The 13,785-nt window shown below is 41.8% G+C and carries 10 protein-coding genes, 1 tRNA gene and 1 rRNA gene; 4 read left to right on the top strand and 8 right to left on the bottom strand.

Going from position 1 to position 13,785, the window contains the following annotated elements; all coding sequences use genetic code 11:
- The 5 genes from BM161_RS13825 to BM161_RS13800 all read right to left on the bottom strand — a co-directional run.
- Window positions 1–128, bottom strand: a 16S ribosomal RNA gene (locus BM161_RS13825); the annotation flags it as partial.
- Window positions 129–1,102: 974 nt separating this feature from the next.
- On the bottom strand, window positions 1,103–2,110 hold the full coding sequence (locus tag BM161_RS13815) for a LacI family DNA-binding transcriptional regulator (RefSeq protein ID WP_074933785.1): 1,008 nt from the start codon (window positions 2,108–2,110) through the stop codon (window positions 1,103–1,105).
- 3 nt (window positions 2,111–2,113) lie between these two features.
- A complete protein-coding gene (locus BM161_RS13810) occupies window positions 2,114–2,956 on the bottom strand; it encodes a carbohydrate ABC transporter permease (RefSeq protein WP_074933782.1) in 843 nt (280 codons plus the stop codon).
- Window positions 2,956–3,810, bottom strand: coding sequence for a carbohydrate ABC transporter permease (locus BM161_RS13805; protein ID WP_074933780.1), 855 nt, complete (start codon window positions 3,808–3,810; stop codon window positions 2,956–2,958). The genes BM161_RS13810 and BM161_RS13805 overlap by 1 nt, the downstream gene beginning before the upstream one ends.
- Window positions 3,811–3,948: 138 nt before the next feature.
- Complete coding sequence (locus BM161_RS13800) at window positions 3,949–5,283, bottom strand: ABC transporter substrate-binding protein (protein WP_074933777.1); 1,335 nt, start codon at window positions 5,281–5,283, stop codon at window positions 3,949–3,951.
- A gap of 428 nt (window positions 5,284–5,711) precedes the next feature.
- Here BM161_RS13800 and pepT point away from each other — a divergent pair, with 428 nt between their 5' ends.
- Window positions 5,712–6,941, top strand: a complete 1,230-nt coding sequence (gene pepT, locus BM161_RS13795) for a peptidase T (protein ID WP_074933774.1) — start codon at window positions 5,712–5,714, stop codon at window positions 6,939–6,941.
- On the top strand, window positions 6,941–8,224 hold the full coding sequence (murA, locus tag BM161_RS13790) for a UDP-N-acetylglucosamine 1-carboxyvinyltransferase (protein WP_074933771.1): 1,284 nt from the start codon (window positions 6,941–6,943) through the stop codon (window positions 8,222–8,224). Before pepT ends, murA begins: the two co-directional genes overlap by 1 nt.
- Before the next feature lie 79 nt (window positions 8,225–8,303).
- Here the strand turns inward: murA and BM161_RS13785 are convergent, their stop codons facing one another.
- From BM161_RS13785 to BM161_RS13775, 3 genes are read right to left on the bottom strand one after another with little or no spacing between them, the layout of a single operon-like run.
- Window positions 8,304–10,595 carry a radical SAM protein gene (locus BM161_RS13785; protein WP_074933768.1) on the bottom strand — a complete coding sequence of 764 codons (2,292 nt, stop codon included), beginning with the start codon at window positions 10,593–10,595 and terminating at the stop codon, window positions 8,304–8,306.
- A 22-nt stretch (window positions 10,596–10,617) separates the two neighbouring features.
- Window positions 10,618–11,520: an AEC family transporter gene (locus tag BM161_RS13780; protein WP_177206253.1), complete on the bottom strand. Its 903-nt coding sequence runs from the start codon at window positions 11,518–11,520 to the stop codon at window positions 10,618–10,620.
- A gap of 16 nt (window positions 11,521–11,536) precedes the next feature.
- Window positions 11,537–12,019 carry a COG2426 family protein gene (locus BM161_RS13775; protein WP_074933761.1) on the bottom strand — a complete coding sequence of 161 codons (483 nt, stop codon included), beginning with the start codon at window positions 12,017–12,019 and terminating at the stop codon, window positions 11,537–11,539.
- Window positions 12,020–12,088: 69 nt separating this feature from the next.
- Here BM161_RS13775 and BM161_RS13770 point away from each other — a divergent pair.
- Window positions 12,089–12,174, top strand: a tRNA-Leu gene (locus tag BM161_RS13770).
- A gap of 152 nt (window positions 12,175–12,326) precedes the next feature.
- The gene (murD, locus tag BM161_RS13765) at window positions 12,327–13,742 is read left to right on the top strand and encodes a UDP-N-acetylmuramoyl-L-alanine--D-glutamate ligase (protein ID WP_074933758.1); all 1,416 of its coding nucleotides are present in this window, start codon (window positions 12,327–12,329) and stop codon (window positions 13,740–13,742) included.
- Window positions 13,743–13,785: the final 43 nt, after the last annotated feature.

The raw sequence follows: 13,785 nt of genomic DNA, 5'->3' as shown, positions 1-13,785 counted from the left end.
GTCACCCACGCGTTACTCACCAGTCCGCCGCTCTAGGATTAGTGCAAGCACCAATCTTACCGCTCGACTTGCATGCTTAAGACGCGCCGCCAGCGTTCGTTCTGAGCCAGGATCAAACTCTCCATGATTATTTCAATAGCCCGAAGGGTAATGATCTTCATAAATTGTTCTCTCCAGCTTTTATCTATTTGCTGAATTGATTTACAATCAAGTTTCGAGAACCGAAACTTGCGGGTATGTTTTTGTTCGTTGATATAAAAAACATAAAAAATTATTTAGTCAGTTATTTCCTTCCCTGATCTGTCAAAGAACTTTTTGTTAGTTCGTTGCCGCAACTCTGTGTTGCGACGGTGAAAATGAATATATCCCTTTCACCAAAAAGTGTCAATAGCGCACCCTGTTTTTTTTGTATTTTTTTTTACTTTTTTTACATTTTTTTCAAAGACTTTTCCGGCTCATATCACCCGCAAGCGGGCTCCCGTGGGAATATAACGGACAGTATAACTGTGGTAAGGGAGGGAACAAATTGCGGGTCCCAGCGACGGCAAAACTGAAAAAGCAATAGAAGAAGTAAAGCTAAAAAATGCTGTCGCATTTTTCTTAACGCTTTGCTATTGAACAACGGCCGCCAGCGGCCTTACACACTTTTTCATTTTGCCTGCGTCCCACAATTTCTTCCCTCCCTTCCCACGCTCCACAGTTAATTTTCCCACTCCGCCCGCTTCCGGGTGCCCGGGTCGGAGTTCTTTAATAGATGTAAGTTTAGTATAAAAAAACACAAAAAAGCTCACTGTTGATTTTTGACACTCTGTGAATTAAGGGGTATATTCATTTTCTTTTAAGCGGAAGGTGTGGTAAGGCGGGACTGAAATTGTGGGACGCAGGCAAAATCACAGAGTTGCACAAAAAAAGTGCGGAGTGGGAAATGGCATAGGGGTGCCTCGAGAAGTTTTGGCGCTTAGCCATAGAAAACAATCCGAGGATTTTTGCCTGCAAAAACCGCAGGATTGTTAACACAAAAAAACTGGCTCGCGAGCACCCCTATGTCATTTCCCACGGGAGCACTTTTTTTGTGTAAGATCTCTGTTAATTATTTAGGAAGTTAATTCAGACTTCTCACACTTTCACCTTCGACGAACTCAAACGGAATCCGCACCTGCCGTGCCGGCTCTTTTCGTTCCAGCATATTCAACAGCACCGCAAGGCCATCCCCCGCGAGCCGCTCTGTCTGCTGTCTAATAGTAGAAATACGTGGCGAATAAAAATCTGCATAAGGAAGTCCGTCAAAGCCTGTGATGGAAATATCATCAGGGACAGAAATCCCCATGTCATTTAGTGCACGGCAGGCTCCAATTGCCATTGAATCTGCCATGGTAAAAATTGCTGTTAAGTCTGGAGAGCGTTTAATCAGATTGCGAACGGCAGAAGCGCCGCCTTCGAAAGAATATTTTGAAACCGCATAGGCTTTTTCCTGATCAAAATCAAGGCCATGCTTTTCCATTGCATTAAGAAAACCTTTGTAACGTTTCTTTGTGATTTCTGAACTTTCAAAATCACCACCAATTACACCAATCTTCGTGTGACCTTTTTTAATCAGATATTCTGCTGCATACTCAGAAGCCGCAATATCATCTGTACTCACACTTGAAAGATATTCATTAGTAACTGAATTAGGTTCATTGGAAACCAGAACACATGGAATCCTAACCTTTTCAAAATCATTTCCATATCTGTCTGGATTACCACCAAGGAAGATCATTGCCTGAGGCTTGTGCTCGTAATAAACGCGATTGGCAACCAGTGCCTCATTATCATATTCATCAAGGACAACTACGCTCGCATTGTAAGAAAGGCCTTCCATTCTGTTGAGCACAACACTCAGCATCTCATTAAGAAGAGGGCTCGATGTACCTTTTACGAGAATCTCTATAGTTCTGCTGTCCTGACTTTTTAAGAGACTGGCATTTTTGTTCAGGACAAACCCGTACTTGTCGACAACCGACATTACCTTAGCACGAGTTTCTCCACTTACGTCCGGATGATTATTCAAGACCCGGGAAACTGTACCAACTCCGCAGCCACACTCTTTAGCAATATCCTTGATGGTCATTTTTTAACCTTTTACAGCTCCTGCTATAACTCCTCTAATAATATACTTTTGAGAAGAAATATAGAAGATAATAATAGGAATAATAGTAAGTACGAGCATTGCCATAAATCCACCGTAATCAGTTGAACCATAGGCTCCCTGCATTGCAAGCTGAATTGCAACAGGCACTGTTTTATGATCTGAACCGAGTACAAGATATGGAAGAAGATAGTCGTTCCAGATCCACATCGCCTGAAGAATTGCTACTGTAATTGCAGTAGGTTTGAGCATCGGGAATACAATCTGGAAATAAGTCTGAAGAGGAGTACATCCATCAATAGTTGCCGCTTCTTCAACTTCCAGTGGAATTGATTTTACAAAGCCGGTAAACATAAATACTGTAAGGCCAGCACCAAAACCAAGGTATACAAAAAGGATTCCAAATACATTATCAAAGTTCATGCGGTTTACAACAAAAGTCATTGTGTACATTACCATCTGGAACGGTACAATCATACTGAAGGTAAACATATAATAGAGAATTCTGCAGAACTTAGATTTTACGCGGGCAATATACCAGGCACACATTGAAGTTGCCACAACAATCAAAAGAACTCCTGCCACTGTAATCCAAACAGAACGAAGGAAGGCTACAACAAAACCAGAAGAAGTAACGCCATTAATATAGTTTTCAAATCCTACATACATATCTCCACGAGGGAATGCAAACGGAATTGTCGAAACATAAAGGCGAGACTTAAACGAGTTCATCAAAACAAGCAGAATCGGGAAAATGAAAACTGCGGTAAGAATAACCAGAATTGAAAAACGGATTACATTTTTCACAGATTTATTATTATCAACCATTATTGTTCAATCTCCTTTCTGTTTGTGAGTTTAAGCTGAACAAAGGCAATCAGAGCTACAAGAATAAAGAAGATTACAGCCTTTGCCTGACCTACCCCCTGAAAACCAGAGCGTCCGTAGAAAGTTTTGTATATGTTCAAAGCAAGCATTTCGGTATCTGAACCTGGAGCACCGTTTGTGAGCGCAAGGTTCTGGTCGAACATCTTGAATGAGTTTGTCAAAGTTAAGAACATACAGATAGTAATAGAAGGCATTACCATAGGTATTTTGATTTTGAAAAGTGTTCTGAGTGCTGATGAGCCGTCAATTGAAGCTGCTTCAAGAATATCAGTTGGAATGTTCTGAAGACCGGCAATGTAGATAACCATCATATAACCGATAAGCTGCCAGTTTGTAAGAATTACAAGCCCCCAGAAACCGTACTTTGCATTAAACGAAATATCTTCTCCAAAGAAATGCAGAAGCACACCATTAATAAGAAGATTCCAGATATAACCAAGTACAATACCACCAATTAAGTTCGGCATAAAGAAAACGGAACGGAAAAAGTTTGTTCCTTTAATTCCCTTTGTAAGTAAAAGCGCAAGCAGAAAAGCAAACACGTTTACTGTAATCATAGAAACAATTGTGAACAGAGAGGTAAAACCAAGTGCATGAAAGAAACTGTCGTCCAGAGTAAACGCTTTGATGTAATTCTTAAAACCTACAAAGGTAACATTTGTGATTACTTTAAACTTAGTAAACGAAAGACCGAATCCCATCACAAAGGGAACGATAAAAAACACTGTAAATGCAAGCAGCGTTGGTAAAACAAATACAGGAAAATATTTTCTCATTTCTTTTTTATTTTCCATTATTTGACCTCCTCATCTTTTTAATTGTTCAAAAAAAAAGGAACCGGCTGTTATCTGCAGAGTCTGCCGTATTCTCAGCAGCCGGTTCCTTAAAAAAAACTATTTTTTGTGAGATTGTGTGTTCACTAAAAACCTAGATTAGTAATCTTCAGCTTCCTTAAGCTGCCATTCTTTCTTCCAGTTGTTGATTACGTTAGAAGAAACTGTGTTCCAGTCTTTAGAACCCTGGCAGTACTGAAGAAGATCTGCACCAAAGTTATCTTTGAATGTCTGTGATGGGAACAATGTGAAGTTCCAAGCTACAGATACAGATCCTTTCTTGTCCATGTAGCGAAGGATTTCCTTAGCCAATGGATCTGTTGGCTTTTCGTTGTCAGCAAATGTATCGAATGGAGCGATGAAGCCAAGCTTTGTTGTTACATATTTCTTTCCTGTTGCAGAAGAATAGAGCCAGTAGATGAAGTCAGCAGTTGCTTTCTGATCTTCTTTAGAAGCCTTCTTGTTGATACAGTAGAAGTTTTCTGTACCTACACAAAGTCCCTGTGATTCTTCACCAGCAACTCCTGTATAGATTGGAAGATATTTAACATTGTCAGCCTTTACCTTGTTTCCAGATACACCAGCGATCTGTCCCCAAGCCCAGTTACCATTCTGTACCATTGCACACTCTTCAAGAGCGAACTCAGCCATTGAGTTATCTACAGTCTTAACACCAACATTCTTTCTGTCGATTACAGAGTCTGTTGTATAAAGATCGAAGATGTTCTTGAAGTTATTTCCATACTGGAATTTGATTTCATGTGTTGCATTTGATGTCAAATCAATCTTGTTGTTCTTGAATTCATAGTAAACAGGAAGGTTAGCAAGGTGTGTCTGCCATCTCCAGTCCTCACCAGCTTTCAAAGATGTAGATGCGAATACACCCTTAATTCCGAGTTCAGCTTTGTGAGCCTGCATATCATCACAGAGTTCCTTGAGTTTAGCAAAGTTGTTGATTTCGTCCATGCTCTTGAATGATGTGCCTTTTGAAGAAAGTGCAAAATACTTGTCTGTAATTGCCTTGTTATAGATAATTCCGTAACCTTCTACTACATAAGGAATGCCGTATACCTTACCTTTGTCTGTAATAGCAAGTGATTTGTCTGAAAGGTGCTTATAGATTTCTGTCTTTGTAAGATCAGCACAGTAATCTTTCCATGTTGAATAACCTACTGGTCCGTTTACCTGGAACAATGTAGGAGCCTGTTTTGTAGCCATTTTTGCTGTAAGAGTAGATTCATAGGTGTTGTTTGCAGCTGTTTCAACGATTACCTTTACGCCAGTTTCTTTTTCATAAGCTGCGGCAAGTTCTTCATAAACTGCAGCTACTTCTGGCTTGAAGTTCAAATAACGTACAGTTCCTTTTTTTGCTGCAGCACTCATTGTCATTGCAGCTGCGAGCAGAGCACATGTGCCCACGATCAGTTTTTTCATTAAAGTTCCTCCTCAAAAAACTTTTAATCAAATGTTTTCTGTTATGGAAACGTTTCTGGAAACGTTTCCAATAATTCAAGTATAAATCACATCTGGGTTCTTGCTTTAACAAAATTCACTTTTTTTATGATTATTTTCACGAAATCGTTGGAGAAATATAAATATTTTCAGAAATAAGCACCTGAAAACGGGCGGAGTGGGAAAACATACAGGGCTGCCTCGAGGAGTTTTGGCGCTTAGCCATCGAAAACAATCCGAGGATTTTTCGAAGAAAAACCGCAGGATTGTTAACACAAAAAACTAGCTCGCGAGCAGCCCTGTGTGTTTTCCCACGGGAGCCCATTTTCAGGTGAAGATTTCTGTATATTATAGATATAAAAATCTTACAACTAGCACCTATTTCTTAAAATCATTATAATTCCATCACTATGAATTACATTTACAATAATAAAGAAGAAGAAAATAAATTATTGGACCGTTTCTGCAGATATGTGAAAATCTGGTCAGAAAGTGACGGAAAAGCCGCAGACGCAGGTGTGTTCCCTTCAACTGAACGTCAGTGGGACATCGCTAAGATTCTTGTAAAGGAACTCCGTAATCTTGGAACCCGCAATGTTTATCTTACAGACAACTGTTACGTTGTTGCAAAAATTGACTCGAATATTGTTGAACCTGAAGAGCGTAAAAAGTATCCTACCATCCTTTTGATGGCTCATATGGATACTGTAGATGAAGTTACCGGCGAAAACGTAAAGCCAGTAATCTCTATGCTCTCTGCATCAGAATCTCCAACTGGTCAGGATGATACAATCGTAAAATCTGATGGAACTACTCTTCTTGGCGCTGATGACAAGGCCGGTGTTGCTGCAATTATGGCTGCTGTTGAATATCTTATGAATCATTATGAGGAAGAAGGCCTTCAGCATGGTCCGATTGAAGTAATGTTCTCTCCGGATGAAGAAACAGGTCACGGAATGGATAAAGTTCCTCTCAATATTCTTAAGGCTGATTTTGCAGTTACTGTTGATGGTGGAGATGAAGGCGAACTTGAATCTGAATGCTTTAATGCCTGGGCCGCAAATGTGCGCTTTACAGGAAAAGCCTGTCATACTGGAAGCGGAAAGGCTGATGGTATGATTAACGCTGTAACTCTTGCCGGAGAATTTGCTGCTGCCCTTCCTCATGATATGGCACCTGAAACAACAGAAGGCTTTGAAGGCTTTATTGCTCCTATGGAAATCAACGGAACTATTGAAAGCTCAAACGTAGAAATGCTGCTTCGTTCTTTCAATACAGACGAAATCGAAAATGAAAAGAAAATCATCAAGGCTGCTGCTGAAAAAGTTATTGCAAAATTCGGTGGCAGTTATGAAGTTGAATTCAAACAGCAGTATCTGAATATGAAGGCAAAGCTCGACGAGCATCCGGAAATTCTGGAACGCCTGGAAAAAGCCTACGCAGATGCCGGTGTAAAAGTAATCAAACAACCAATTCGTGGAGGAACTGACGGTTCTCGTCTTACAGAACTTGGAATTCCTACCCCAAATATCTTTACTGGAGCTCATGAATTCCATTCAAGAAATGAATGGCTTTCTCTAAACCAGTGTGCAAAAGCTGCCGATGTATTAATTAACTTATTAACACAAAAGGTGAAATAATGCACGAATATGTAATTGAGGGTGGATATCCGATTCAGGGAACAGTTACAGCAAGCGGAAACAAAAACGCAGCCTTGCCATGTATTGCGGCAACTCTTATGACAGATGAGCCGGTTATCCTTCACAATATCCCGGAGATTCAGGACACAAACGTAATGTTTGAGATTCTGAAATCTCTTGGTGCAAAAGTTGAAAAGCTGAGCAAACACAACTGGAAAATCCAGTGCGATAAAATCAAAACAACAGAACTTCCAAGCGACCTTACAAAAAAGGTTCGCGGTTCAATCGTTTTTGCAGGACCTCTTCTTGCAAGCAAAGGAAAATGTGAAATGACTCCTCCTGGTGGTGACGTTATCGGTCGCCGCCGTGTAGACACTCACTTCCTTGCACTCAAAGCTCTTGGTGCAAACATCCATGTAAACGGACGATTTGAGTTCTCTGCAACAAAGCTTGTTGGTGCAGACATCTTCCTTGATGAAGCATCAGTAACTGCTACAGAAAATGCCGTTATGGCTGCTGCCCTTTCTGAAGGCGAAACAATTCTTCAGAACTGTGCGAGCGAACCTCATGTTCAGGACATCTGTAAAATGCTCGTTGCAATGGGTGCAAAAATCAGTGGAATCGGAAGTAACATTCTGCGCATCACAGGTGTAAAAAAACTTCACGGCTGTGAGTTTACCATTGGACCTGACTATATTGAAATCGGTTCATACATCGGTATGGCTGCCGCAACAAAAGGAAAGATTACAATCAAGGGTGTACGCGCTGAAGAAATGCGTCCGCTCAAATACAGCTTTGCAAAGCTTGGAATCAGCTGGAGCATCGACGGCGATGAACTTACAGTTCCAAACACACAGAACCTTAAGGTAAATGATGATCTTGGAAATGCAATTCCTAAAATTGATGATATGCCTTGGCCGGGATTCCCTGCTGACCTTACTTCAATCATGACTGTAACTGCAACTCAGGTTGACGGTACAGTTTTGATTTTTGAAAAGATGTTCGAAAGCCGAATGTTCTTTGTTGATAAGCTGATTTCTATGGGTGCAAAAATTACTTTGTGTGACCCGCACCGTGCTGTTGTCTGCGGACCAAGCATGTTGCATGGAGACCATCTTGTATCTCCTGATATCCGTGCCGGTATGGCAATGGTAATCGCTGCAATGTGTGCACACGGAACAAGCCGAATCAGTAACGTTTATCAGATTGAAAGAGGTTACGAAGATTTAGTTGGACAGCTCAAGAAGCTGGGCGCTCACATTGAGACTGTTGAGATTTCATAAAATGAAACGTCATCCCGAACTTGTTTCGGGATCTATAAAAAGATTAGATGCTGAAACAAGTTCAGCATGACTATATTTTTTAGAAATCTAATAATACAAGGCCGCGGCCGAGGAGTTTTTTCAGATTTGAGATTGCTTCCGGGGTCGCGGTTATTTTATTTAACGCGGCAGTTCGGGCTTCGTCTGAAGCTTCCGGGCGGAGTGCGAGAAGAAGTTCGACATCCATAAACTTTGCCGGGGCGGTCTGTTCTTCCATCAGGTAGAGCCAGCGGTATTCTGTATTGCCTGTGCCGGCCAAGTTCGGCGTTCCGCAACGGACCGGGGCTCCGCCAAGCCACCATACATTTTTCACATTCTGAGCATTCAGCGAAGCCATGCGTTTTTTATTTATCTGCTCGTATTCTTCAATACAGCTGTCTATAAAGTTTTCTGAAACAGTTGGTTTTGGAACCTGAAAATCAAACCACTTTTGAACCTTCATCTCAATTTTATTTCCGTGCATCCAGTTATCAAGAGCTGTATCCAGAGGAAGACCAAATTTGTCGTACTGATTTTCGCCCTTAAAGTGAATGTTATTGCCGGCAAAGAGTCCACCTTTTTTATCTGACTTCGGTTCAATTGGCTGCAAGTTTTTCTGCCTCCCCTCTTTCCATTCTGTGTAAACCGTTGAGTTTTTTGTAAGTACAAACTTGTGCCAGAAGCAGCTGTCTAAAAGACCGGCAGCATAAAACTGGCGGAGAGTTTCCATTGAGTCGAGGATTGTCTGCGCAGTGTCATACCAGAAACCATAAATCATATAGGCATGAACGAGAACGCCCGCCTCCTTGAGCGCGGCGCAGGCACGGATGATTGAGCGGATGTCTGTTCCTTTATTGATATTCTCAAGTCCGCTTTCGGCAGCAACTTCAAGACCGGCAGATACACCACCGAGTCCACAGTAGCTCAGGAAAGCTGCAAAATCTTTTGTGAATGTTTTTTCAAAACGGATATTTCCCCAGAAGTAAAGCGGATTTCCATGCTTTGCATTTTCAAGAGCAAACCGTTTTAATGCAACCGGTGGCATTGCTTCATCTACGAAATGAATTCCGTAGACATTTTTTTCGCGGGCAGTTTTTAAAAGGCCTTCATAAAGTTTTTCTACAACTACCGGTCGGTAGGCACAGACATAATCCAGCTGAGTATCACAGAAGGCACAGCGGTGCCAGTAGCAGCCATGCGCAAGATAAGCCTTTATCCAAGAACCATCTGTCCAGATTCTGTGCATTGCGTTTTTATCATCGCACATGCGCAGGTATCGTGAAAAATCAATATCAGAATAATCTGGAATAATTTGAGTTGTAATTTCGGTTTCATACTTTTCATATTTTTCATCAGTCCAGACAGGCTCTATTACTTTACCGTTCTGGAAAATGCGAAGTTTGTAAAGAGGCTCGCAAAATACGGTGGTTGAGCCTGTCGAAACTACCGCAGACTCAGTTCCCATATTTTTAATAGAATCAAATAACGCTTTGTATGAACCATAACCTCTATCATAAGAAATTGCATCGATGTATTTTCCGAGTGAAGCATCTCGCAGATCCCGAAGTTCTGTATTTACAAAGCCGCCGCCTATGCAGATAAAAACCTTCTGCCCATATTGCGATTTCAGAAAGCGGGCAGTATACAGAGCTGGAACAAAAGTCCCGGCGAATGGAATGGAAATACAGATAAGAGTCTTTTCGTCAGATGCTGAAACAAGTTCAGCATGACGACATAGTACCAGTTTATAAAAATGTTCGAGCACCGGCGAATCCAGGCCCTTCTCTACTTCGGCAAAAGTTCGCTCATCAACTGTAAGTGCCTCGGCATATCTGATAAGTGAAAACTCTTTGTCAAAAACTGCGGTAATATAATCTGCTAAATCTGCGAGTGCATAAGAACACAAAAATCGCACATCATCAACAGAAGGCTCACGGCCGTCCTGAGCAAGTGCCTCCAGAAAGTTTTCCATTCGCTGACCGCGCGGCGCAAACGGAGAATATAAAAACTGATGTTCCTTTTCGCGTGCCCCGCCACCGCTCAATACGGCAGTTATAAAATCAATCCATTCAATCCAGATTTCTTTCTGGCTGATATAACGGCGGATATTAAATGCAGTATTGTCATCACCATTTTTCTCTGCCTTGTCTGCCATCGTAAGTGCACTCTGTTCTGAGAGAGAAAAAAGTTTTTCCAGTCCGCTGCGGCTGAAAATCTCATAGAAAAGTTCAATACTTAAATCTGCCCAGTGTGCGTCATGACCTTCCTTCTTAAAAAATGAAGTAAGATATGCGCCAGACGGATATGGAGCATTCAACTGTACAAGCGGCGGAATAATGGTGAAAACGTTCATAGCTTTATTATAACATCAAAAGTTATTTTATTATAAGTTCTGCAAGAGCAACAAAGCTTGGTAAAAAGAAAATGCACAGAATACTTGTAAAAGAAATTATAAGACTGGCATAAGTTTCATCACGATTAAACAAAACTGCAAAGCCCGGAATAGTTGTTGCAGCAGGACACATTGAACAAATCAAAGCTACAAAAAGAAGAATACGGCAGTCCGGTACATTCGGGAAGAGTTTCCAGACAACATACAAAATTCCAATATTCAAAACAGCACAGGCAACGTGACGCAAGAGACTTACCTTAACAATTTTGAGTGCATATTTTTTTCCGTCTGCTGGCTTAAAGTTTGCAAGAAGAATACCAATCAGAATCATACTTACTGCAGTATTCAAATCACCAATCATTGTAACTGGGCGGGCAATAAATTCCGGCAGAGTCCATGGACTGCAGAAAATTGCAACACCAAGAATTACTGCAACAATATTCGGATTTGTAATAATCTTTTTCAGATTGATTGAACCGCTCATAATATAAAAGCCATAAGTCCAGATCAGAATATTAAAGACAACAAGATAGCCCATCAAATAAAAAACACCGATATCTCCAAACACGCCGCGAATCAAAGGTATACCGATGAAGCCGCAGTTTGTAAAACAAACCGAAAGTCTGTCTACCTGTTCTTTGCTTGAAAAATATCCGAGCAGAATCATCACGCCATGAAGAATCAGGGCAATCACAAAAACAAAACCAAGCTGTGCAAGCTTATCCGCATCAAACTCAAGATTAAATGATTTAACGACCATGAATGGGTTGATGAAGTAAAGCAAAAGCTTGCTCAAAAATTTCTGCTGAGATTCTTCAACCTTAAAAATCTTTGCAAAGATAAAACCACTAAGTGCAATCAGTGCCATAGTGATTAATTGTTTCATAACAAGAATGTACATATTATTTTCCTAAAGCGGCAAAGAGTGCTGTAAATAAACCGAGGCTTCCTGCCATCATGATAAGGCCGGCAAGCAAAACTCCGAGCATAACTGCAATTACTGTATCACGGAAACGCATATCCAGAAGGCTTGCGGCAAGTGTTCCTGTCCACGCACCTGTTCCCGGCAAAGGGATTCCAACAAAAAGCAGAAGTGCTAAAAAGATTCCGCGACCAGCCTTTGACTGCATTTTTTCACCGGCAGCAGTTCCCTTTACAAGAAAGAAACGGCAAATTCCGCCGATAACTTTTTTATCCTGTCCCCACTCCAGAAACTTACGTGCAAAAAGATAGATAATTGGAACCGGAATCATATTACCGATTATACAGACGATATATGAAGGAATAATCGGAAGCTGCATTGCCTGCGAAACCGGAATGGCTCCACGAAGCTCAATCAGCGGCACCATTGAAATCAAAAAAATCCAGAGATAATTCTTAAACATAAGCACGATTATAATAAAAACCACCCGTCTTGAAAATATCCATTATTTCCTATATGATGATATTCACTTGCCGGGATGGCGGAACTGGTAGACGCCCAGGACTTAAAATCCTGTGCTGAGCAATCAGCGTGCCGGTTCGACCCCGGTTCCCGGCAACAGGCCTCCTGAGTTTTCGGGAGGCCTCTTTTTTTTACGGTGGTTGAGTAGGCACAGAGTGCCGTATCGAAACCACCGCAGATTTCGGCTCATATGGTGGTTTCGATACGTTGCTTTGCAACACTCAACCACCGGGCTTTCAGGAGTTCTTATGACACCACACGTTTATCCGCGCCAGTGCGCATTCAAATCAGTTGAAGATATTAAAGATAAAAAGGTTACTGTTATGGGCCTTGGTCTTAACGGCGGCGGTGAAGCTGCGGTGCGTTTCTTTTTGAAAAAGGGTGCATACGTAACTGTCACCGATATGAAAACTGAAGAGCAGCTCAAGGCCACTGTAGATAAACTGAACTCAGACGAAAGCCTTGACCACAGCCGCCTCACTTACCGCCTCGGTGAACACCGCATAGAAGATTTTGAAAACGCCGACTGTGTAATTAAAAACCCTGGCGTAAAATTTGAAGGCAACAAATACCTTGCGGCTGCCCACGCCATTGAATCTGACCTCAGCATTTTCCTTCGCTTTACAGACTGCCCGATTATCGCTGTAACAGGAAGCAAAGGAAAGTCTTCTACAGTAAGCGCAATTTATTACGGACTATCTCAGGCTGGTTTTACAACCTTCCTTGGTGGAAACATTACCGTGAGCCCTCTCACATTCTTTGATGAAGTAAGCGGCGACACTCCGGTTGTTATAGAATTTTCAAGCTGGCAGCTCGCAGACCTCCGCGGCCGTGGCGTGCTCCGTCCTCACATCGCTGTCATCACAAAGATTGTTCCAGACCATCAGAACTGGTACGGCGACATGGAATCTTATGTCGCAGACAAGCGCCTTATTTACGCAGATCAGACAAAGGGCGATTATTCAATTTTTGATTCTGATGACTGGGGAGACCGCTTTGCAAGTGAAACAAAAGCAACAGTTTTAAGATATGGCGACAAGGCAACCTGGAAGCTTGACCTCGGCGAACTCTTAGTTCCTGGCGTTCATATGAAAACAAACGCACAGAATGCTGCAACAGTAATGCATCTTATGGGAATTCCAGATGACCGTATTAAAGAGATTCTTCAGCGCTGGCCAGGAATCGACCATCGTCTTCAGTATTTCCACAGCTGGAAAAATGAAGCCGGCACAACAGTTAAATTTTATAATGATTCCTGCGCAACTGTTCCAGAAGCAGCCGCTGCCGCAACTCAGGCTTTTGGAAAACCTGTAATTCTTATGACAGGTGGAACAGAAAAAGGCCTTGAACTTACTCCGCTTATTAAGACTCTTACCGCGCCAGATGCAGATACAATCAAGGTAAAGGATATTTATCTTCTTGCAGGAACTGCAACAGACAAACTTGTTCCGGAACTGGATAAGGCTGGAGTTAAATACCACGGACCATTTGACGGGCTGGAGCCGCTGTTACGGGAAGCAAAAAGTGGTTTCGACAAGCTCAACCACCGCGGTGAAGAAGAAGTTTTCGTCTTCTCACCGGGGGCTACTTCTTTTGGTATGTTTAGCAATGAGTTCGACCGCGGCAATAAGTACATGACCGCAGTCAAAGAGATATTTGAATAGATTGCCACGCACTTCGTGCTCGCAATGACGGTAGTTTCGACAG

Source organism: Treponema bryantii (assembly GCF_900113965.1).
Classification (GTDB): Bacteria; Spirochaetota; Spirochaetia; order Treponematales; family Treponemataceae; genus Treponema_D; species Treponema_D bryantii_A.
Note: the sequence above shows the minus strand (reverse complement) of the source record. Positions and strands in the feature narration are given on the sequence as shown.